The following is a 21,612-nucleotide window of genomic DNA, read 5'->3' as shown; positions in this document are numbered from 1 at the left end:
CGCCGTCCAGTCGCTCGACAGCGTGGTCGGAGAGGGCAACGCCGGGCAACCGTCTGATTCAAAGGAAGAGCACCCGGCCGCATCGTCAGCCGGGCGGCTCCGACGTGAACTGTTTCATCGCACGCCGGTCGGCCCGCCCGCTGCCTCGGACGATATTGCACCGGGAAGTGCATTCGGACGCCTCCGAGGCGCACGACCGTTGACTTGGATCAATGGATCGATGCGGCCCGGCATCACGGTCCGTCCGCGACCGCGCGAAGATAGGGAGAGAGACATGCCCAAGCAGAAGCGCATCGATCAGTTCATTTCCGGGCCCAGCGGACGGGCGGACGATTAGCGAGATCTGGTCGAGGCAGCAAAGGTTTGAGCCCGCGGCGGCGACCGTGCGAAATACGATGCCGCGTGGCCGACCTCTCCGTGACGCAGGAGTTCAACGGCTATCCCGGTCTTCAATTGATGGCCGCATTGTGGGAAACGGCCTCGGCCGGCGATGCGACACCTTCACCGGCCCTTGCAACACGCATCAACCCGGGCCCTGATGACGAGGTCGTGCCGCCAGCACGCGGGCGACCCAGGCGCGCATCGAGCCTTATCGATGCGCGCCCTACGGCCGGGGGCCGCGCAGCGCGCTCACATGCGCCTCGCGCTCTCAGGCAGCGCTCCTTATTGAAAAACTCCTGGAACACCACGGTCGGGAGAATCCTCCACTCCGTTCTGTCGTTTGTGGCGGCCGACCGGACTGACTGAATAGGAGAAGACGTGCATCAGGATCCGCATCGGCAGCCTCCGCCTGTGACGCGACGGCAGTGAAGGTCTGCGGCCTCAAGGCCATTGTCGATAAGAGGGGCACGTCTCGACTGCTTCTGTGCTTGTCACAGGCTTCCTAGTGCGGCGCGGCACAAAAGAAAGAGCTTGATCTGGATCAAACCCGCCGCCGCGTTTCGCAGATTGATCTGAATCAATACTGGCAACCGATTCTCCTTCCTGAATGCAACTCATTGGTGACGGAGTTGATCATGCGGAAATCCGTGCTCTATCTGATCCTCGCGGGCGCGACCTGGCCATGCGCAGCCCACGCGCAAGTTAAGATCGATATGGCCCGTGTGACATGTGCCGACTATCTAGCGCTTTCAGCCGAAGACTCGGCGGTCTTTTCTGCGTGGATGAGCGGTTGGTTCAATCAGAAAACCGGTTACGTGTTCGTTGACTTGAATGCCTATGCTCGAAACGTCGCGAATGTGAAGTCGTGGTGCGCTTTAAACCCGACGCAAACCGTGATGGCCGGTCTTCAACGCGCAACGGCTCAATAGCGACCACAGGCGACACACGGAGGCCTTATGAAACGGACTATTATTTCCAGCTTCTGTGTGCTGATCCTGACGAATATTATGCCAGCCCACGCCCAGGTCGTGATTGACCTTTCGGTGCTCACCTGCAAGCAGCTCCTTGATTCAGATGCCGAGCGACAGGCCCTGATAAGTTCGTGGATGGGCGGCTATTTCAGCGCGACAAAGAATCTCAGCGAACTCGACATCCGCTACGTTAAGCGGAACGCGAAGGTTGTAGGCAGCTACTGCAAGACGCACAAGTCGGATACCGTCATGAATGCAATGCAGAAGAACTGGCACTAGACATAGCGTCCGGACACTCGCTCTTGGAGGTGACCCACGGTGGGGTTGAGCCGAAGTTGCCAACTTAAGGGCGGATCTTCGCGGTTGACCAGGTCGACATCGTCACATGCAGTATGAAGCCGGCGGTGCGCATCTCCGCGAAGCCGTCAGCGATACTATTTGCCAGGCTCAAATCACCAGCGCGACGTTAATAGGTCATTCCGGTCGCCCATCTGCGGGCGGCATCCGGACGTCGAGAAGGATGCAACTCGGAATGCTGTCGCTCGGCAAGCGATCCGGCAACCCCTACGCTGACGCATAGACGGCGACCTCGTAACCGGCGTGCTTCAAGCGACGTTTCATCGCCTGAGCGGCCGCGAGTTGCAAGAACGGCTCATCGAACTCAGTTCGACGCTGCTGATCATATTTGTCAGCGCGAGCTGATCGAGCCGCTCAAGATGGCGTCCCAGGGCGGTAATCCGTTTCTCGCAGCCTGGCATGGACTTGGCTGGTCGCTCCCTTGATCTAGGTCAACGTCAGCGATCCTTTTGGCACTCAGGCTGTGTTCAAACAGCACGCGAGGGAGGTCCGCCATGCATCCGCGTCTTTCGATCAAGTCAGCGACGGTTGCCGGGATTGCCGCTAGCGCCCTGTTGGGGCTTGCAGGCGTTGCCTTCGATCCAGTGCCAGCCAAGGCGGTCGTGTACTGCGAATACGTCGGTTATCCCGCCCATTGCGTCGCAAGGGCTGGCGTCGTGCTACGGCCTCGTCCGGTGGCGCGCGCTGCGGTCCGTCATAACGCCGGTGGCAATGCAAATGGTGGCGTCAATCGCGTTGGGGCGCGGCGGTAAAGCACTCGTTTGCAAGCCACGGAGACACGATCTTCATCGTTTCCCGGCGGAGGCTTTTTATCGTCCCGGTGCGGAGAACAGGCGACCGACACTGGGTGGCGGCATCGCGGGATGAACCATACTTGGTATGTCACTTTTGAAGTGCCGAAAGATGGCACGCTGTCAAGAAGGCGACATCCGCGCTTAACTAAGACGTTCGCAACAGAGGCAGAAGCTAAGGATTTTGCGCGAACCAAATTCAACGACGGTTTGATCGTCACTGCCGGAACTATCATCCCGCACCTGCCGAGAGTGTCAATCCCATCGGTAGAAATCCCAGGGTGGCTTGAACCGCGCGGCCAAGTTGATCCAGATCAATAACGACCTCAGGCGTCGCGGCCTGATCGTAAGCGTCGTTCTCAGGCCACAGCTTTGAGGTCTTGACGGCAATAGGCCCACGGAAGCAGTTGATCGATGTCGCTGTTTGGATGGCCGTTGACGATCCTGGTGAGGGCGTCGGTCAGGTAGGCGAGCGGATCGACGTCGTTCAGCTTACAGGTTTCGACCAGGGAGGCGATGGTGGCCCAATGCTCGGCGCCGCCGTCGGAGCCTGCGAACAGCGCATTTTTCCGGTTCAGCGTGATCGGGCGGATCGAGCGCTCGACGGCGTTGTTGTCGAGCTCGATACGGCCATCATTGATGAAGCGCATCAGGCCCTCCCAGCGTGAGAGCGCATAGCGGATGGCGTCGGCCAACTTGCCCTTTTGACTGATCAACGCGAGCCTTGCACGGAGCCACCGCTCGAAGGCTTCCGCCAGCGGCTGGCCTTTCTGTTGCCGAACGAGACGGCGCTCCTCGGCGCTGCGGCCGCGGATGTCCTTTTGGATGGCGTAGAACTCGGCGATATACTTGAGCGCCTCGCTCGCAATAGGCGCAGGACCGGGTGTGGCAAGTTCGTAAAAGTTACGTCGCATGCGACCAGCAGAATGCAGGGATAACCAGATTCTCACGGATGAAGAGGTTGGCGCCATCCTTCAAGCTGCGTATGAAGTCGATCAGGAGCTTGGGTTTGATGGCGATCTATATCGGATCGTCGTATGTCTGGCCGCGACCGGCGCGCGATATGCCCAGGTCGGGCGAATGCGCGTGGGCGACGCACAGGTTTCTGCACGGCGTCTGATGGTGCCGGGCTCCTACAAGGGGCGCGGCGGCAATAGCGGCTTAGACCCGGTTCCAGTGGGCGACGATGTGATTGACGTGCTTTTGCCCCCAATCGCCGGGCGGCCAAGCGATGCACCTCTTTTCGAGCGATGGATCCATGAACAGGAGCCGGGGGGCATCGCGTGGAAGAAGTCTGAACGCGGTCCGTGGAAAAGAGGCGAACTTGCACGTCCGTGGAAGGCCATTCGCGAGCGCGCCGGTATGCGGGAGGTGATTCCCTATGCTTTGCGGCACTCGAGCATCGTGCGCGGTCTCCGAAGGGGCTTGCCCATCCAACAGGTCGCCAAACTGCACAACACCTCAGTCAAAATGATCGAACGGCACTACGCGAAATACATTGCGACCGCCTTGGAAGGCCTCGCAAGGGCGGCAGTCGTGTCCCTGGTGCCGCGGAGCGGTGGAAACGTGGTGCCGATGGGAAAACGCGCGTGAGGGATCATCCTGCGGTCTTGATCGAATTCATTCGTCTGATGGCGTCGATGTCCTTGAACGCCAGCGCCGCAACGCTGCGATAGCCGCCGCGGCGCTGAAGCAAAGCATCACGTCGTCGCTCGAGCGCGGGCATGAGGTGCCAAGCTGAGATCTGAGACTGCCGACGCGTCAAGCGCTCCCCCATCTTCAACGCATGCTCGTTGCCTAAGGCACTTCCTCTACTGAACCCTCGGTTTTGTTCATTCCAAATCTCGATAACTGTTATCGTGATTTCGGCCAGCAACGTTCGACGCTCTTAACCGCGTCTTATCCACGGAACGAAGAGTCTTGGCATCGAAAAGCCAAGACACCTCTAGGCGCCGCCAGCGCCGATCCGGAGCAGGACCAAGGATGCTGAGCAACGTTCGCATTTCTTTCAAGCTTTTGATGGTTTCGGCGATCTCGATCCTGAGCATAGTCGTCGTTGCAACGGTCGGCCTCGTAAAGTTGCGCGACACCATGCTCGAGGACCGCAAGACGAAACTGGAATCCCTCGTGTTGCTGGCGCGACAGGCGGTGCAGCGCGACTACGAGGGCAGCGTAGAGAGAGGGCTGACCATCGAGCAAGCTGCTTCCCAGGGAAGGACGTTGCTGAAGTCCCTTCGCTTCGGAGACGACTACTTTTTTGCCTTGGACCAGGCCGGCTACATGCGGGTCCATCCGAACGCAAAGTTGGAAGACACCTACATGGGGCAAACCGCCGACAGCGGCGGTATCGCGTTCGTGCGGCAGCAAATCGACGCCGGCCTCAAGGGAGGTGGATTCGTGAGCTACAGATTCTCGAGGCCTCAGGCGGCTCAGCCTTCACCCAAAATCTCGTTCAACGTCGACTTCAAGCCTTACGGTTGGATCATTGCTAGCGGGATCTACGTCGACGACGTAGATCCCGTCTTTTGGTCAGAGGTGCGGTGGACTGGCGCGGTAATCGCGACTGTCCTGCTGATGGTGGTCAGCCTGTCGGTTCTACTCGGACGCAGCATCGTTGGTCCGATCGCCCACATGACAGAAGCTATGCGCCGGCTGGCGAAGGGCGAAACGGACACTTCTGTTCCGGCACTCGAGCGAGGCGATGAGGTCGGCGCCATGGCGAAGTCCGTTCAGGTGCTTAAGGAAATCATGGTCGAGAGCGACCGGCTGAGGGCAGAGCAAGATGTCATCAAGTCGCAATCTGAGATAGAGAAGAAGCGCATGCTCAGCAATCTCGCTGACGAATTCGAGACCGGTGTTCGGGATTCGCTTGAAAATCTAGGTCGTTCATCGACGACGATGCGCTCCATGTCCGAAGACCTGTCTGCCACAGCTCAGGAAGCGAGCGAGCGAGCGTCGACGGTCGCAGCGGCTGCCAAACAGACGACGACCAGCGTTCAGTCGGTCGCTGCTGAGGCAGAGGAACTCGCGGTTTCCGTTGCGGAAATCGGACGTCAAACGGTACAGTCGCGTCAGATCGCCGGAGACGCCGTCGACCAGGCCGAGGCTACCAACAGGGCCGTCCAAGATCTCTCGTCAGTGGCGCATAAGATCGGCGACATCGTGCAGTTCATCAGCGACTTCGCGGGTCAGACCAACCTCCTTGCGCTGAACGCCACCATCGAAGCCGGTTGTGACGGATCTCACTGCGCGGCACTGCGTTCCAGCCGTGCCTTGAGACGTGCCATTGCGCGGGCGAATACCGTTTTGTCCCTGCTTGCGCGCGCCAGTACTAACGCACCCTGGATTCCGAGCACGATATCCTCGGCGCGCTCTTCGGCGCTCGCGGGGCTCCAGCCTTCCCGGACGAGAGCATCGCGCAGCGAAGCGATCCACTGGCCGAAATAGCCCGAGATGGCGTCGGCAAATCGATCCCGCGTTTCGTCGAGGGCAAAGGCGCCGACGAGACAGATGCGCGCACCCGACCGGAAATAGGAATCAACGGCCTCCCACATTCGGGGGATCGCGATGTCTGGCCTGTCGGTTCGCAGAGGTTGAAAGATCTGGCGCTCGAACCAGGTGCCAACGTCCTCCAACACGGCTTTCGCCATGTCTTCTTTTCCACCGGGGAAGAAATGGTAGAGGCTACCCTTCCCTAAGCCGGTCTTTTCGGTGATCCGGCTGAGCGACGCTCCCTCATAGCCTAAGTCCCGAAAGACTTCGGCTATGAGGGGAACGACGTCAGGGCGCTCGTTGAGCGTCCGCATGCGATACGCCTCGCTGTTTAGAGTCCCAACTCCGTGAGCCCCGGATGGTCGTCCGGTCGACGACCGAGAGGCCAATGGAATTTGCGGTCGGCTTCCTTGATCGGAAGATCGTTGATGCAGGCGAACCGCCGCTGCATCAAGCCGGCAGCATCATATTCCCAGTTCTCGTTGCCATAGGAACGGAACCAGTTACGGCTGTCGTCGCGCCACTCATAGGCGTAGCGGACACCGATCCGATTGTCCCTGAAGGCCCAGAGCTCCTTGATTAGCCGGTAGTCCAGTTCCTTGGCCCACTTACGGGTCAGGAACGCAACGATCTCGGCGCGACCAGTGGCGAATTCAGCACGATTGCGCCAGCGGCTGTCCGGCGTGTAGGCGAGCGACACCTTTTCTGGATCCCGGCTATTCCAACCGTCCTCGGCGAGGCGGACCTTCTGAGTTGCGCTTTCGAGCGTGAAAGGCGGGGCGATAATGGTCATCTACGTTTCTCCTTGTACCAATCGGTACACTGTTTACCGAATGGTACATACCTTGGCAAGCAGTTTCTGGATCGCGATCTCTTGAGGAAACGGACGCCCCACGGGTTGGCGCCCCGCATCTTGCGCTCCCCGCTTGGTGCTCACCCGGTCCGTCAGGGCCGCGACAAAGCGCGCATCGCGGCGACCTTGGACCCGCATCCGACGATGCCGATGCTTTTCTCGGCGAGAAGGTTGAACCGTGGAGACGACGTACCCGTTCGCTCCCAAACTTCAGTGTTGGTCAATCGACGCTTTCGCTTTCTCGTACGGCCCCGCCTGGGTGGCCCATTCCAGCACGTTTATTGACATCGCGAGCTCGTTCTCTTCGACGACGCCCCCGCTCCGCCAGATTCCGCGCGCGATCAAACGCCTGTTTCATCAAGCTTCGATAGGCGACCAGTCATATCGATTCATGTTCAAGGGCGGCCCCGTGGACGAAGTTGTCGCCATCGATTGCGAGACCACGGGGCTAAACGTACGTACGGACGACGTCATCAGCATCGGCGCCATCAAAATCAGAGGCAACCGCATTCTGACAAGTGAGCGCTTCGAGGGGTTCGTACGCCCCGATGCAAGCATACGAACGGATGCGATCAAGATACACCGCCTGCGTCAGGTCGACGTTGAGCATCAAGTCCCGATCCGGAAGCTGTTGCCTGACTTCCTGCATTTCGTCGGCGGGCGGCCGCTCATCGGGTACTACGTCGATTTCGACATCGCGATGCTGGACAAATATATTCTTCCGTTCATTGGAATCAAACCGCCAAATCCGCGCATCGAGATCTCCAGCCTCTACTACGAGCGGAAGTACGGCGATGCCCCCCTAACATCTCGATCGATCTTTCGTTTTCCGCAATTCTCGCGGACCTCGACATTCCTTCGCTTCCTCAACATGACGCGTTCAACGACGCCTTAATGACCGCGATGATGTACGTTACCCTGCGCGACAAGAAGCAGCGAGGAACACGAATTCCACGGTCAAACAGTCAGACCGTCTCCGATCCATGCGGAGGTCAAGCGATCCTCGCATAGGATTGTCGATGCCACGAAAACCACCGGTTGCTATCGACCGAGGGTCGCCTGCAGGCAAAGGGTCACACGTTCGAATCGTGTCGAGTAATGCGCGCGCCGTCATCTGCTCGTTCGTCTGTCAAACACCCGAGACCGAAGCTGCCTTCATGTTGCCTTCCGTTTCCGTGTCGACCTTAAAACCCCTTGCGGATAAATCACGACCCAGGGTCTCGGGAAGCAGAAGTGAGGAGAGAATGAAGATAGCCGCAGCGGGAAGGGCCACGGCCACCATGCCGTTCAGCAGGCTTCCGCCTAAATGCCCGGCCGCAAGCGGTACAATCACGGGGGCGATGCTGCCGAGCCCTCGACCTCCCATATAGAATGTAGACACCGCCGTCGCACGCAGGTTGACCGGATAGAGTTCGGAAATCCAGACGCCGGTCACACCCAGCGCCACGTTGCCAATGCCGAAACCGATGTAGAGCCAGAACATCGGCCATTCGGTCTTCGATCCGGCGTAGAGCTGACTGCCCCATACGGCCATACCGACCAGAGACCCGACCCAAAACAGCGCGGGCACGAGAGCTCCGAAGCGGCGGCCGGCTCTGTCGTTGAAAAAGCCGTTCGCGAGGTAGCAAATGCCGCTGACTACGGAGAGCAGGATGGCCGTCGTACGGACGACATCACCTGGCGTATGCATATCACGCAGCAGCAGCGTCGGAATAAAAGACACGACGCTGTAGTAGCAGAGCATATAGCTCATCAACCATACGAAGCCGATGACGGTCTGCCGTGCCAGCCCGTTCCGGAAGAGATCCGCGAGGGGAAGTGTGCGAGCTTCTGCCGTGGCCCGGCTGGCCTTGCGTTGCGCTTCATACTCCAGCCAGATCTTGGATTCAGGCATGAAGAAGCGAATAAAAATGATCAGCAGAATGGGCACGCCGCCACTCAGCAAACCGATGCGCCAGCTCCACTCGTCACTGAACGTTGCAATCAGCCAGATGCCAACGATTGAAGCCGTGGAGGACGCGATCACAGCGCAACCTTGGAGCGCGGCCGCCCCCAAACCTCGGCTGCCTTTTTTCCAGGCCTCGTTGAAGAGCACCATGCCGACGCCGTACTCGCCGCCGAGACCGATGCCGGTGATCAAGCGCAGCGCGGCAAGAGACCAGTAATTCCATGCGAACGCCGAAACAATCGCGGCGACAGAAAACAGTGCGATTGTGAGCTGAAGCGAAGTCTTTCGGCCAAATCGATCACCGATAACGCCGAATAGCGCTCCACCGATGGCCGATCCGAACAACGTAAGCGCTTGCAGTGAACCGACCTCGGTGAGCGATAGCGACATCGATCGCTGGATCGCAGGCAAGAGGAACGGGAATATCAGAACGTCATAGAAATCGAGTATGTAGCCCAGCATCGCCGATATCATGATCGAGTACCGTTGCCCCGGGGTGTAGTCTTCCGAACTCGAGGTGGCTGCCGACATGTGACGCGTTCCTGTTGGAGGATTGAGATTGATAGACTTGCCGAGACGCTTGCTGCGTCTTTGAGAGTCGAACGGCGACTTCGGCATTTGTTGGAGGTCACAAGCGCGACCCCGATATCATTCGGAGCGCATTCGAGGCTCCGGACTTGCGCGCGTGATGCGCAGGGCCTAGCGGCCCGGTGCCTTCAACTCCGGATAAGCAAAATTGCCCTTGTCTAGGATGTGGATATCGTCGAGCCACAGGCTGCAGCCGCGAAGCGGAATGTCCAAATGACACGGCGTGTCATTCGTACCGCCAAGCTCCGTGTTCGGACCCGTCGAGAACAGGACGTTCCCGTAGAAGGAGAGCGCATTCATAATGTGCTCCGACGAGAGTTCCTGGGAAGCGGCGATGTGGTGCCAGGTGGCACGCTCGTTCGCCCCCCAGCCGATATGCGAGATCGCCCAGCCGCGCGGATCGCCGAAGCTGTCGATATAATGCTTGATGAGCAACGCATCGGTGCCTTCGCCCTTGAGGTCGACGATGTAGCCATCCTTGATGGTCAGCGTGACTGGCGACTGGATGTAACGTTTAAACGCGCAGAGGATGTCACCGGGCGTCAGCACCACGGTGCCGTTGACCTCGCCGTCGGTCGCCTGAGTAAAGGCAAAACCTGACGGGAAGTGATCCCAGCGCCCGGGCTCATCGGTGTATCCGTATTCGGAAATGACCGGGTATTGCTTCAGGCCATAGATGACGTCCGTTCCGCCCGGCGACGTGATCCGCATTTTGCTGGCCGACTGCAGGAGGGTTCGAGAGAGCTCCGTTCGCCGGCGCAGATCTTCGGTCGGGAACATCTTCTTGAGGATGTGGAAGGGCTCCATCACGCGCAGGATGCGCGTGCCTGTCTCCTGAATTTCGAGTTGCTCACGGGAGAACAGCAGCCCCAGAAGATCAATCACCATATCCACGCGCTTGAGCGTATCGATCGCCGGCTGGTTGCCGGCGAGCGCATGCCGGCCCTGCACGCCCGCGACCTTGCCCTGGCCGTACTTCGGCACGTTGAGATGAAAGGTCGTTGCGCCCAGGCTTTGCGCAGCGAGCATGAAAGCCTGGGCGTATTCCTGCTGATCCTCGCCGCCGCTCAGGACCGCAACAATTTCGCCCTTCTTCACCTTGCAGAGTGTCAACTCGGCCTTGAAAAGCTCTAGCATGTCAACATCAACGATCTGTCGGGACATCTTCACTGATCTCCTGTTTGCTGGACGTGGACGCGCGACGGTCGAACCGGTCGCGCTAGAAGCTCTTCAACGATCGAAAGAAAGCCTTCGGTATCGTCGATCTGCATTTGGTGCCCCGCGCTCTCCAGCGTCCTGATCGCAAGTGACGGCAGCAATCTGCGAATTTCTGTTTCATCTTCGGGCCGAATGACCCCTCCCCGCCCCGCAACGATTAATGCGGTCGGAACGCTGAGGTGGGCGAGGTCGCGATGAATGTCATCGTGATGAAAGCCCCTGTGACCTTCGATGAGCGCGCGCTCGTCGCAAGTATGCATCCACTCCGCCCTGGCGCGGATGTGCTGCTCAGGCCACCGAGGAGCGGAAGGGCTGCGCAGAGCTGCGTCGATCTCGCCAAGCTTTGCGCTATGAAGCAGTTTGAGGAGGGGTTCGATCGGAATCGGGTAGGCCCGGCGTCCCGGACCAGAGACCGGTGGATCGATCAATATCAGCTGTTCAACAGATGATGGCCGCCAGCGTGCAGCACGTATTCCGATGCGGCCGCCCATTGAGTGGCCCATCAGTGTGTACGGACCAAGTCCGAGCGCTTCAGCGAACGAGACGAGATCGGATGCGCACGCGTCGAGAGAGTAATTGAGATGCGGGCCACTTTCGGACAGGCCGCGGCCGCGGACATCGAGCACGTATACGTCGTGTCCGATGCACAATCGCTCCGCGATGAAAGCCCATTGCGCCGCGGTCGTCGATATGCCCGGCACAATCACGATAGCAGGTCCTGTTCCGCCGAAACGCAGATAGTGCTGACGGATGCCGTTGGCACGCACATGTGCCCCATACAGAAGTCCGGAGGCTGGGGTGCGGCTCATGTCGGCCAATCCTCTGTGCGGAAGTCCGACAGCGGACGAAGGCGCTCGATTGCGACTTCCGTCGGCACCACATCTGCGTATTTGCTGGCGATATCGAACAGGTTGACGGCGTGCGACGTGGGCGAGCGGTCATAGACGGCATCGCTCGGCACGATTGATTTGAAGTTCAGCGCGCACGCATCTACGACCGAGGCCCGCACGCAGCCGCTGGTCGTGCAGCCCGTCACCACAAGCGAGTCGACGGCGGCCCCGATCAGATACGTCGCAAGCGGAGTACCGAAGAATGCGCTTGCCTGCGTCTTCGGCAGCAGCAACTCGCCGGGCTCCGGAGCCACCTCACGGACGAACCCATAGCCCTCGGGCGGGATCCGCATGATACCGGGGATCTTCGCGGAGAACGCGCCCTGGTCCTGGCCCACCTTCCGCGCGACATGCGGGAAAATCACCGACCACCTCTTCTCGCGGAACAACCGCACCAATTCGGCGATGTGTGCAACGGCATGCCAACCAGCCTCGCCGCAGCTGGTGGGGTATTGCTTGATCGCTTCGCGGATCGGCATCGGCCGGTCGCCGACCGAACGATACTGCACGTCGATGACCAGCAACGCCGGTCGTTTGCCGAATCCCGCTGCGCCACCCAGCCCGGCGAGAGCATAGGTCTCGCGCTCATCGAGGGGTATCACATCGTCCCAAGGTTGCTTGATGCCAGTCACTGTTGTGCTCCAGCGGTCATACTCGCGGGGATGTCAGTGAAGCGGCACGGTGGTCGCGTCGTACCGGTAAATCCAATCGTATCGCGCAGCCGACGCCTCCGGCGCCCACTGAGTCTTGATGTAATCACTCGCCGTCTCCGGCGTGCTCAGCTCTTGGCTATGGAAGATCGGCAGCATGCTGGCCGCGGACTTCGTGACCACCGTGGTACGATCGAGCCGTAGGCTCTGATAGGTCTTGAATGCTACCGGGAGGTCATCGGGTTGCTCCTCGAAACAACGTGCGAGGACGGATGCATCCTCCAGGGCCATGTTCACACCCTGCCCGAGGTATGGGAGCATCGAATGGCAAGCGTCGCCGAGCAGGGTGACACGTCCCATTGACCACGTATCCAGCGACGGCCGCACGAACAGGCCCCACTTGTTCAGCGTATCCACGTTCTTGACCAGTTCGATGATGTCCGGATGCCAACCCTCGAAGTCCTTCAGGCACTCCTCGGCCGAGCCCTTCTCCGACCAGGATTCGAGCAGCCAGTCGTTATGGTCGACCTGGCCCGAAAAGGTCATCATGACCGTGTTCTGCCAGCGGACCGGATAGGCCGTGACATGCGCGGTGGGCCCAATCCAGGTTGCCACCTCGGGTTCGCGCTGATGCGGTGCAAGGCGGTCGACCGGCACGAGACCACGCCAGGCGATGGTCTTCGTGTACTGGCTCTCGATCTTGCCGATAAGGCCAAGACGGACCTTCGAATGAGCACCGTCAGCGCCGATCAGGGCGCGCCCTTCGACCTCGGAGCCGTCGGCGAGCTTGGCCCGAACCCCTTCGTCGTTTTGACTGAACCCGACAACGTGGGCGTTCAGATGAATGGCACCCGGCTTCAACTGGCGCACGCCGTCAACGAGAAGCTTCAGCAGGTGAGCGCGGAGCAGCAGATAGGGCTGATTACGCGCTGCATCGGAGCTGCGGTTGTAGAGCGGCCACCTATCCCCGGTGTTCCACAGCCGAATCGAGCGTCGCTCGGCCGCTATGCAGTTTTGCTCGACCTGTTCGGTGAGGCCAAGATCCCGAAGAACGCGCACGCCGTTCATGGAGACCCAAAGGCCGGCTCCTACCTCACGCAACTCGGACGCTTGCTCGAATACATCACAATCGATGCCGCGACGGAGCAACGATAGCGCCATCGCCAAGCCGCCAATGCCGGCGCCGGCAATGAGGACGCTCGATTTACTGACCCGTTCAATACTCATGACATCTCCAAACGATAAGTACGCTGTCTCGCGATCGGTTAAGCGGCATCTTCGGAGACTTGCCCGGCGGCAAGGCTCCTTACGGCTTCGAAAATCTTGGTGTATCCCGTGCAACGGCATAGGTTGCCGTGCAGGTAGTGACGGATTTCTTCGTCGGTCGGGTGCGGCGTCGCCTTCAGCAGCGCTGTGACCGCCATAATGAAGCCTGGCGTGCAGAAGCCGCACTGAAGGCCGCCGTGAAGCACGAACGCCTTCTGAATCCGTGACAGGCCATCGGGCGGCGTCACGCCCTCAATGGTCGTGACCTCCCGCCGATCGACATCGACGGCGAGTGTGGTGCAACTCGAAATCGGTTCACCGTCGAGCAGAACGGTGCACGCGCCGCATACTTCCATGTCGCAGGAACGCTTGGTTCCCTTCAGACCAAGGCGATCCCGGATCAGATCGATCAACAGCGTATGGGTCGGGACGTCGATCGCGGTCGCCTGGCCGTTCAACGAGAATGAAATGGGCAGCACATGTATCATGTCATGCGCTCCCGCCTGCCGCGATGGCCTCTTCGGCGTTTCGCAGCAGCAAGACACCTGCAAGGTGGCGCTTATAGTCGGCGCCGCCATGCCTATCCTCATTGACTTCAAGCTCATCCAGTGCCGTCGGGAGCACCGCCTCGATAGCCGGGCGAACCTCGGCGACGGATATGTCCTGGAGAGCTTTTTCAACTGCCTTCAAGGGCTGAGGTCGCGAACCGAGCGCTCCGACCCGCACGCGGGCGCTTCTGATCCTCCTTCCGTTGGCGTCCAGCGACCAGGCCATGGCGACGTTCACCGAGGGCCTCTCACCGTGCTTGAACCGCCGATAGGTCACGGGCCCAGAGGGGCGCGGAAACACCACGCGCGTCAGCAACTCGTCGGGTTCCCGCACCGTTTCCAGCTCGCTCCGGATAAAATCGTCGGCGTGAACAAGGCGGGTGCCGCTCGGACCTTGAAGCACAAGCCGCGCATCCAACGCGCCGAGCATCGTTGGCGGATCTGCATGCGGCTCGCCGAAGCACAGATTGCCGCCGATTGTTCCGACGCTGCGGACCCGGACGTTCGCCACGTTGGCACAGAGCGAGGCCAGCGCCGGCACGTGTTCGAGAATGATGGAATCGCCCGCGATCTTCTTGTGTGTGCAGCGCGAGCCGATTTCCAGCTCGTTCGCGTCGTTCAGGACGATGCGATCGAGGCCGGGGATTCCTTTGATGTCGATAAGCCGCTCGGTATGGATGACGCGCATCTTCATCGCCAGCAGCAATTCGGTGCCGCCGGAATAAAACATGCCGTCGCCCTCCTGCCCGACCGCCCTGATGGCGTCGGCGATGGTGGATGCCCTCTCAAATTCGAAAGGAGTCGGCAGCATGATCAGGCCGCGCCCAGCAGGTTTTTGAGTCGCGTCTCGAATTCCTCGAAATTCTGGTCAACGCGGCGTCTGATGATCCCGAGTCCCATGGTCGCCAGGCGCCCCTGGATGTCGACCTTCGCGTCGACGGCCAGCTTGGAGCCCGAGTCTTCCGGAATCACGCTGACGTCGAGGATGACCGCGAGCCTGGTCCCGGTGATTTTGTCGCGGCCCGTGGCACGAGTGCGGACGTGAGACGGCTCCGTCACCGACTCGACAAGGATCTCAGCCGGCACTTCGAGCTTGAAAGGCCCGATCTTCTGCTTGACCGTCGCCTTGTAGGATTCCAGCCGCGCGATCTCTTCGACGTCCTCGCATCCGGGGATGCAGGACGAGATGCTGGGCACGTCGATCAACGTCTTCCAGAGATCCTCTGGCGTCGCCGGCACCAGCATCGACATATTGAATTCCATGAACTCACTTCCTCTTCTGCAGGGCGCGCCATACCTTTTCAGGCGTCATCGGGAGATCGGTAATCCGGACGCCGTAGGCCGAGAACAGCGCGTTGGCGATTGCCGGCGCGACGGGCAGGATCGCTCCTTCGCCCATTCCTTTGGCGCCGCTCGGACCCGGCCCGTCGCCATTCTCGATCAGGATGGTATCGAACACCGGCGGCACGTCCGAAATGCGCGGGATCGTGTAGTCGATCGGCGTCGCATTGACGGGCTGACCGTCCTCGAATTCCAGCTGTTCGTAGAGCGCGTGTCCGAAGCCCATGGTGGCGGCGCCCTCGTCCTGCCCTTCGGCGGCGACGCGATTGATCACGCGCCCGACGTCGGCGGCGCTCGCGTAACGGGGCACGCGAATCTCGCCGGTGTCCTCATCGACGACGATTTCGGCAAGGCCCGCGGATGTTTCCCAGAACAGCGGTGACTCGGCCAGCGCGCCTTTCTTCGAACGCGGCGTGATCGCGCCACGCCCGACGACCTCCCCGGAGTCGACGCCGAGCGTGCGGTGGAAAATCTGATGGAAGGTCAGAACCTCCGACCCGGTAGAGACGCCCCCCTCGACGAGCGACAGACTCTCTTTGGGAAGCTCCCAGACATCCATGACCATGTCGAGGATCTGATCGGCGGCATCGAGCGCAGCGTTCTCGACCGACAGGCCGACCACGACGGTCGATCGGCTCGCGCCCGTGCCCCAGTCGTATGGGGCGACGGCCGTATCTGCGCGCAAGGTGCTGACTGCGGAGAACGGCTGCTTCAGCGTCTGCGCGGCGATCCGGGCCATGGTTGCATGCGCGCCCTGGCCGACTTCGACGCTGGAGACCGAAACCAGGATCGATCCATCGATCTTGAGACGGACGATCGCGTTGGCGATCGGCGTGTTCGCCGGATCGGTCGCGGCGACCGCCATTCCGCGAGACCGCCGATTCGAGGCCTGCGAGTCCGATGCGAACGACTGGGTCACACGGCCCATCAGCTCACTCATGTCCATGTCGAGCGCACGCAGATCGGGTCGCGTGCGCTCGCCACGGGCCGCGAGGTTCTTCAACCGGAACTCGGCCGGATCCATGCCGATGGCCGCAGCGACATTGTCCATGTGGGATTCTTTGGCCCAGACAGCCTGCGGCCCGCCGATAGAACGGAAGGCAGCGCCGGGCACGGTGTTGGTGTAAACGGCCGAAGCCTCGAGGCGCAGGTTCGGCACCGCATAGGGACCGATGATGCGATTGGCCGATTTGGTGGCGACAGCGGAGCCCGTGTCGGAATAGGCGCCGCCATCGAGCAGCAGTTTGGCGCTCTTGGCGAGGATTCGCCCCTTTGCGTCCACGGCCGTGCGAATCGCGATCTCGGCCCCGAGCCTTCGGCAGGTCAGCATTGAATCGGAAATGGATTGGGCCACGCGGACGGCGCGCTGCACTTTCCACGACGCGGCCGCCACCAGCGGCTCGATCTTCACCGACGCCTTGCCGCCGAAGCCGCCGCCGACGAAAGGGACGATCACGCGGACCTTGGCCAACTGCAGACGGAACAGGCGCGACAGCACCTTTTGAACAGCGGTCGGCGTCTGCGCACCGGACCAGACCGTGAGGGAATCGCCGTTGAAGTCCGCGATGACCGCGTGCGGCTCCATCGCAAAGTGAGAGATGGCCGGGAACGTGAAGTGATCCTCGTGAACGTAGGCAGCGGCCGCCTCGGCGGCGTCGACGTCGCCGACATTGCTGCGGTGGGTGTGGAAGATGTTGCTGCCTTGCGTCGGCTTGGCGCCACCCTTGAAATAGAAGTCCTGAAGATTTTCGTGGCGCTCGTGGATCAGCGGCGCGCCGTCCGCCATGGCCTCCTGTATGCTCGTTGCCCGCGGAAGCTCCTCGTAACTGACATCAATGAGTTCTGCGGCGTTTTCCGCGATCTCGATGGTTTCAGCGATTACCACGGCGACGGGTTCGCCTACATATCGCACGCGGTCGGTGGCAATGATCGGCCGGTCCTTGAGCACAACGCCCCAGCGCCCGAACGAGGCAACATCCTCACCGATCAGCACGTCCACGACACCGTCCGTGGAACGGGCGGCGCCCGCTTCGATCGAAACGATGCGGGCATGAACGGCCGGCGAGCGAACCACAAATCCGTGCAGCATCCCCGGGACCATCAGGTCGGTAATGTATTCGGCGCGCCCGGTGACCTTCTCGATCAGGTCTGGTCGAACGGAGCTCATTTGGTCAATTGCCGACATTCGTGAAGCCGATGGTGCCTTGGTGCCCCGCTGAGGCGATCTGCGGACACTACGGCATTTATCACTTGTATGCAAGTGCTGCACTTGTACACACAATGATGCACCGCACCGCGAATGAGGGGAGCCCGTCCAACAGCTCGCGGCCGAATGTTGAGCCCGCACGGGCTTCAGTCCTCAAAGCTGTAGATGTCCGCCACCCGGACGACCGAGGAGCCGGGAAACGGGCAGCTCGTGCCGGATCACCTCAACACGGCGGTGGGACGATAAAGTCGGTCTCCGGCCAACAAAGATGGATTCCTGAGTTCAACGAATGTAGACCAATGATCGGCGCCGAGGACTTCGGAGTCGATCAGCCAAAGCTCTCTCGGCGAGATGCGGCAACCGCAAGGGAACGAAAGTCGTGCAAACGAAAACGAAGCGGCGCTCGGTGGAAAAGCAAAAAGAAGCTGCACAGTCATACAGGCTGGATGACGCACCGGGCTTCTTGCTGCGCGTCGCGCTCCGTACTCACACAGCCATCTTTGCCACGAAGATGATTGAAGAATTGACGGCACCCCAATTCTCAACGCTGGCGAAATTGAGGGAGGTCGGACCTTGTTCGCAAAACCATTTGGGACGCCTGATACACTACGACTCAGCTACCATTACCGGCGTTATTAATCGTCTCAAATTACGCGGCCTTATAACGAGTTCCGAGGATCCTTTGGATCCGCGACGGCGAGAGGTCGATTTGACCGACAAGGGCAGACGAGTGGCGGACGCCGCAATCGAAACGGTCGGTGAGATTTCAAGCGAGACGTTCGCTCCCTTGACCCGGGAAGAATTTCGAACACTTACCGAAATCCTCAAGAAGATCATACGCCGCTGAGCCCGTTCCCGTCCGGGGTCGAGGATTCGCGCCTGATCCGGCACGCGATGCCGCCTCCGAAAAAAATCGGCGGCCCACAGGCCGCCGATTGGATCGCAGAACTCAGCAACTAGCCCGCAGGCCCCGCGACCTCCAGGATTGGGCCGAACAGCTCCCAGCGTTCGCCGTTGAACCGCATCATCTGCAACCGTTTGTGGAGGCGGTAGTCGGTCGGCGAGGTGTCGATCGTGATCCCGGGCAGCGCGAGGTCGCCCGTGACATTCTTGAGCGAGGCCGCCTGCTTCATGACGTTCTCGCGCGTCAGGTCGTCGCCGCACTGCTGCAACACGTGGACCAGAAGCTGTGCCGCACTGTAGGCATAGGTGTTGAAGTTCGAGCTCTTGTCCCCGTCCGGATCGTACTTCTCCATGAAGGCCAGATAGCGCTTTATGCCCGGATCGTCCTTCCATTGCGGATCGAGCGGCTCCTTGCCGTAATTGGTGCTGATGAGACCCTTGGCGTTTTCAAGCCCGGCCGGTTTCAGGACGCTGCCGACCGAGCTAGCCTTCATGTCGACGATCTGGACCGGATGCCACCCGATCTCAGCGGTCTTCTTGATTGCCTGCGCCGTCTGCTTCGGGGTGGCGGCGATGAAGAACAGGTCGGCGCCGGCATCCTTGATCCTGAGGACTTGCGAGTCGACGGCCGGATCGGTCACCTCGTAGGCAGCTTCCGCGACCACCATCTTGGCGGCATTGTCTCCGAGCCCCGCCTTGATGCCGTTCAGATAATCCTTGCCGAAGTCGTCATTCTGATAAAGCACGCCGATCCTGGCGTCCGGATGCTCCTTCAGGATGAACTGGCCGTAGATGCGCCCCTCGACAAAGTTGTTCGGATCATAGCCCATGGTCCACGGAAAGTCTTTCGGATCGGAGAACCTCGAGGCGCTGGCGGCCGCGAACAGCTGTGGCACCTTCCTGGAATTGAGATATTTCTGCACGGCTGCGTTCGAAGGCGTGCCGAGGATCTGGAAAGTCAGGAGCACCTCGTCGCTCTCGATGAGCTTGCGCACCTGCTCCACCGCCTTCGGCGGCGAATAGGCGTCGTCATACTGAATCAGGTTGATCTTGCGGCCGTTGATACCGCCCTGATCGTTGATCATCTTGAAATAGGCGGCCTCTGTCTTGCCGATCGAGGCATAGGCCGATGCCGGCCCCGAGAATGGCATGGTCTGACCGACCTTGATCTCCGCATCGCTGGCGCCAGGGTCGCGCCAACCGATTTGCACGCCACGCTTTCTGATTGTACGGCAGAAAGTATTCTGAGCTTCCGGCGGAATGCGCGCGGATTCATGCTTCGCACATGGATAGAGATAGTATCAGCATTGGTGGCGCGGTTCGCCCTCATGAACCTAAGTTCTTCCGAGCTTTTGATCGTTCGATCATGCTGTGCATCTGCGAGCGAGCAGTTTGATCGTGCGTCCCAGAATTCCCAAATTACCCTTGCAGTTGATTCCGGACGAGGCGATTCTACGCCTTGCACGGGCATTGGCACGCCAGGCGGCAAGGGAAGATCATGAACGAGATCAGGCCAGCATCGAAACTGTCAATAAAGAAAGCGGTGATCTACGCCCGGTTCTCGACCGACCCGCAAAACGAAAGATCGATCGAGGACCAAATCGCGCTCTGTCGAGGCTACGCCTCGCGCGAGGGCATAAACATCATCGAAGTGTATGAGGATAGAGCCCGTTCTGGCGGCTCCATCATGGGACGGGGTGGCTTGCTTCGTCTATTGGATCAAGCAAGAGACCTGTCTTTCAATGTCGTGGTCGTCGAGGCTCTCGATCGCCTCTCGCGCGATATGGAAGACCTCGCTGGTATCCATAAGCGGCTTTCATTCCTCGGTATTGAAATACGAGCGGTCCATGAAGGCGTCGTAAACACAGTCCTGGTCGGACTTCGCGGGCTGGTGGGTCAGCTGTATCGCGAGGACAACGCTCACAAGGTGCGCAGAGGTCTGGCGGGTCGCGTCGGCCAAGGCCTCAATGCAGGCGGGAGGGCCTACGGCTATGCTCCCGCCGTCGGCGAGAAGGGCAAGCGGATCATTGTCGAAGCTGAAGCTAACATCGTCCAGCGCATTTTCGAAGAATACGTTGCTGGTAGGACGCCTCGTGAAATCGCCTACGATCTGAACAATGAAGGCATATCGCCGCCACGCGGGCGCGCATGGAACGCCTCGACAATTAATGGCAATATGCAGCGTGGCACAGGCATACTCTAGAACGGACTCTACGCGGGGCGCCTCGTCTGGAATAAAGTGAGGATGGTCAAAGATCCTGACACCGGAAAGCGACTGTCGCGTCCGAACGCCAAGAACGACTGGCAGGCCACGGACGTGCCGGACCTTCGCATTATCTCTCAAGAGCTGTTTGACGCCGCGCAGAGTCGCAAGCAGGCGCGCGGCAATACCCATCCGAATCATCAGAGGCGGCCGCGCCACATGCTGTCGGGCCTCCTCCGCTGCGGAGCATGCGGGTCAGGAATGTCAACGAACGGCAGGGATAAGTCGGAACGTATTCGCATCCGCTGTTCAGCCGCCACGGAGAGTGGTGTGTGTCGCGATGCAAAGACATTTTATCTCACAGCGGTGGAGAGTGCAGTTCTTGCCGGGTTGGAGGCCGAGATGCGGCATCCAAGCGTGATCGCTGAGTACGTGCACACTTATCACGAAGAGCGGAAACGTCTCTCAGCCAAGGCGAACGCTAAACGGGCTCACCTTGAAATGCGGCTCGGCGAGCTCAATCGCGAGATTAGCCGGCTCGTCGACGCGATAGCAAAAGGGCACGGTGACCCAGCGGTGCTCGGTCCGCGCTCAAGCGCCTTAGACGAAGAGCGAAAGCAGGTAGCAAACGAGCTGAACGCCGAACCTGCTGTTGGCGATGTTATCTCGCTCCACCCGGCGGTACTGGCGCGCTATGAGCAACAACTCGTCCATCTTCAGGACGCTTTGTCCAAGGGCGTGAATGCTGGGGATTCTGAGGCAGCGGAAGCAGTCAGGGATCTCGTTGAGACCGTAACGGTATTTCGAAACGGCTCGCATCCAGGCGGGGTCACCGTTGAGATTGTGGGACGTTTGAACGCACTGCTGGGTGAGCAGGCCTACCCCCACAACGTCCGAGGAGTGTGGGTAAAGATGGTAGCGGGAGAGGGACTCGAACCCCCGACCCCAGGATTATGATTCCCGTGCTCTAACCAGCTGAGCTACCCCGCCATGAGCTCGCGATCGG

The 21,612-nt window shown here is 60.2% G+C and carries 20 protein-coding genes, 1 tRNA gene and 3 pseudogenes; 9 read left to right on the top strand and 15 right to left on the bottom strand.

All coding sequences use genetic code 11. From position 1 onward, the window contains the following. The first annotated feature begins 1,016 nt into the window (after nt 1–1,016). The 3 genes from JQ573_RS23985 to JQ573_RS40300 all read left to right on the top strand — a co-directional run bounded on the left by JQ573_RS23985 (nt 1,017) and on the right by JQ573_RS40300 (nt 2,461). Nucleotides 1,017–1,310 carry an HdeA/HdeB family chaperone gene (locus tag JQ573_RS23985; RefSeq protein ID WP_029085248.1) on the top strand — a complete coding sequence of 98 codons (294 nt, stop codon included), beginning with the start codon at nt 1,017–1,019 and terminating at the stop codon, nt 1,308–1,310. Between the two features lie 27 nt (nt 1,311–1,337). Continuing rightward, nucleotides 1,338–1,631, top strand: a complete 294-nt coding sequence (locus tag JQ573_RS23980; protein WP_212316043.1) for an HdeA/HdeB family chaperone — start codon at nt 1,338–1,340, stop codon at nt 1,629–1,631. Between the two features lie 572 nt (nt 1,632–2,203). Next, nucleotides 2,204–2,461, top strand: coding sequence for a hypothetical protein (locus tag JQ573_RS40300; protein ID WP_249132219.1), 258 nt, complete (start codon nt 2,204–2,206; stop codon nt 2,459–2,461). A 398-nt stretch (nt 2,462–2,859) separates the two neighbouring features. Here JQ573_RS40300 and tnpC read toward each other — a convergent pair. Continuing rightward, nucleotides 2,860–3,430 (bottom strand): annotated as a pseudogene (gene tnpC, locus JQ573_RS23975) (IS66 family transposase); the annotation flags it as partial. Here tnpC and JQ573_RS23970 point away from each other — a divergent pair. Then, entirely contained in the window at nt 3,413–4,093 is a 681-nt protein-coding gene (locus JQ573_RS23970) for a tyrosine-type recombinase/integrase (RefSeq protein ID WP_312011603.1), read from the top strand. The pseudogene tnpC and the gene JQ573_RS23970 overlap by 18 nt on opposite strands. A gap of 4 nt (nt 4,094–4,097) precedes the next feature. Here the strand turns inward: JQ573_RS23970 and JQ573_RS23965 are convergent, their stop codons facing one another. After that, nucleotides 4,098–4,376: a hypothetical protein gene (locus JQ573_RS23965; protein WP_212316045.1), complete on the bottom strand. Its 279-nt coding sequence runs from the start codon at nt 4,374–4,376 to the stop codon at nt 4,098–4,100. 107 nt (nt 4,377–4,483) lie between these two features. Between JQ573_RS23965 and JQ573_RS23960 the strand changes: the two are divergent. Further along, nucleotides 4,484–5,731, top strand: a pseudogene (locus JQ573_RS23960) (cache domain-containing protein); the annotation flags it as partial. 11 nt (nt 5,732–5,742) lie between these two features. Here the strand turns inward: JQ573_RS23960 and JQ573_RS40290 are convergent. Next, the gene (locus JQ573_RS40290) at nt 5,743–6,306 is read right to left on the bottom strand and encodes a TetR/AcrR family transcriptional regulator (RefSeq protein WP_249132215.1); all 564 of its coding nucleotides are present in this window, start codon (nt 6,304–6,306) and stop codon (nt 5,743–5,745) included. Between the two features lie 17 nt (nt 6,307–6,323). Next, entirely contained in the window at nt 6,324–6,785 is a 462-nt protein-coding gene (locus tag JQ573_RS23955) for a nuclear transport factor 2 family protein (RefSeq protein ID WP_212316048.1), read from the bottom strand. Between the two features lie 238 nt (nt 6,786–7,023). On the opposite strand from JQ573_RS23955, the gene JQ573_RS23950 reads away from it, so the two are divergent. Beyond that, a complete protein-coding gene (locus tag JQ573_RS23950) occupies nt 7,024–7,740 on the top strand; it encodes a 3'-5' exonuclease (protein WP_312011602.1) in 717 nt (238 codons plus the stop codon). Nucleotides 7,741–7,974: 234 nt separating this feature from the next. On the opposite strand, the gene JQ573_RS23945 is transcribed toward JQ573_RS23950, so the two are convergent. The 9 genes from JQ573_RS23945 to JQ573_RS23905 form a co-directional block, all read right to left on the bottom strand. Next, nucleotides 7,975–9,324, bottom strand: a complete 1,350-nt coding sequence (locus JQ573_RS23945) for an MFS transporter (RefSeq protein WP_249132213.1) — start codon at nt 9,322–9,324, stop codon at nt 7,975–7,977. A 168-nt stretch (nt 9,325–9,492) separates the two neighbouring features. Further along, nucleotides 9,493–10,545 carry a leucyl aminopeptidase gene (locus JQ573_RS23940; RefSeq protein ID WP_212316050.1) on the bottom strand — a complete coding sequence of 351 codons (1,053 nt, stop codon included), beginning with the start codon at nt 10,543–10,545 and terminating at the stop codon, nt 9,493–9,495. 2 nt (nt 10,546–10,547) lie between these two features. Beyond that, a complete protein-coding gene (locus JQ573_RS23935; RefSeq protein ID WP_212316052.1) occupies nt 10,548–11,408 on the bottom strand; it encodes an alpha/beta fold hydrolase in 861 nt (286 codons plus the stop codon). Then, nucleotides 11,405–12,121: an isochorismatase family protein gene (locus JQ573_RS23930; protein ID WP_212316053.1), complete on the bottom strand. Its 717-nt coding sequence runs from the start codon at nt 12,119–12,121 to the stop codon at nt 11,405–11,407. Before JQ573_RS23930 ends, JQ573_RS23935 begins: the two co-directional genes overlap by 4 nt. A 33-nt stretch (nt 12,122–12,154) precedes the next feature. Continuing rightward, nucleotides 12,155–13,366 (bottom strand): FAD-dependent monooxygenase, encoded by a 1,212-nt coding sequence (locus JQ573_RS23925; protein WP_212316055.1) that lies wholly within the window; start codon nt 13,364–13,366, stop codon nt 12,155–12,157. A gap of 38 nt (nt 13,367–13,404) precedes the next feature. Beyond that, entirely contained in the window at nt 13,405–13,893 is a 489-nt protein-coding gene (locus JQ573_RS23920; protein WP_212316057.1) for a (2Fe-2S)-binding protein, read from the bottom strand. Between the two features lies 1 nt (nt 13,894). Beyond that, nucleotides 13,895–14,764: a xanthine dehydrogenase family protein subunit M gene (locus JQ573_RS23915; RefSeq protein ID WP_212316059.1), complete on the bottom strand. Its 870-nt coding sequence runs from the start codon at nt 14,762–14,764 to the stop codon at nt 13,895–13,897. Nucleotides 14,765–14,766: 2 nt separating this feature from the next. Continuing rightward, nucleotides 14,767–15,204 (bottom strand): CoxG family protein, encoded by a 438-nt coding sequence (locus JQ573_RS23910; protein WP_223970479.1) that lies wholly within the window; start codon nt 15,202–15,204, stop codon nt 14,767–14,769. Between the two features lie 16 nt (nt 15,205–15,220). Further along, the gene (locus tag JQ573_RS23905) at nt 15,221–17,479 is read right to left on the bottom strand and encodes a xanthine dehydrogenase family protein molybdopterin-binding subunit (protein WP_212316063.1); all 2,259 of its coding nucleotides are present in this window, start codon (nt 17,477–17,479) and stop codon (nt 15,221–15,223) included. A 400-nt stretch (nt 17,480–17,879) separates the two neighbouring features. Between JQ573_RS23905 and JQ573_RS23900 the strand changes: the two genes are divergently transcribed. Beyond that, the gene (locus JQ573_RS23900) at nt 17,880–18,347 is read left to right on the top strand and encodes a MarR family winged helix-turn-helix transcriptional regulator (protein WP_212316065.1); all 468 of its coding nucleotides are present in this window, start codon (nt 17,880–17,882) and stop codon (nt 18,345–18,347) included. Nucleotides 18,348–18,456: 109 nt separating this feature from the next. Here the strand turns inward: JQ573_RS23900 and JQ573_RS23895 are convergent, their stop codons facing one another. Further along, a complete protein-coding gene (locus tag JQ573_RS23895) occupies nt 18,457–19,614 on the bottom strand; it encodes an ABC transporter substrate-binding protein (RefSeq protein ID WP_312011601.1) in 1,158 nt (385 codons plus the stop codon). A 287-nt stretch (nt 19,615–19,901) separates the two neighbouring features. On the opposite strand from JQ573_RS23895, the pseudogene JQ573_RS40800 reads away from it, so the two are divergent. Both JQ573_RS40800 and JQ573_RS40795 read left to right on the top strand, forming a co-directional pair. Continuing rightward, nucleotides 19,902–20,768 (top strand): annotated as a pseudogene (locus tag JQ573_RS40800) (recombinase family protein); the annotation flags it as partial. 57 nt (nt 20,769–20,825) lie between these two features. Continuing rightward, nucleotides 20,826–21,563, top strand: a complete 738-nt coding sequence (locus JQ573_RS40795) for a recombinase zinc beta ribbon domain-containing protein (protein WP_312011625.1) — start codon at nt 20,826–20,828, stop codon at nt 21,561–21,563. Here the strand turns inward: JQ573_RS40795 and JQ573_RS23885 are convergent. Beyond that, a tRNA-Met gene (locus JQ573_RS23885) sits at nt 21,520–21,596 on the bottom strand. The genes JQ573_RS40795 and JQ573_RS23885 overlap by 44 nt on opposite strands. Nucleotides 21,597–21,612: the final 16 nt, after the last annotated feature.

It is taken from the genome of Bradyrhizobium sp. AUGA SZCCT0105 (genome assembly GCF_018129565.1).
Taxonomy (GTDB): domain Bacteria; phylum Pseudomonadota; class Alphaproteobacteria; order Rhizobiales; family Xanthobacteraceae; genus Bradyrhizobium.
The sequence above is the reverse complement of the archived record's forward strand: the minus strand, read 5'-3'. Positions and strand labels throughout refer to the sequence as shown.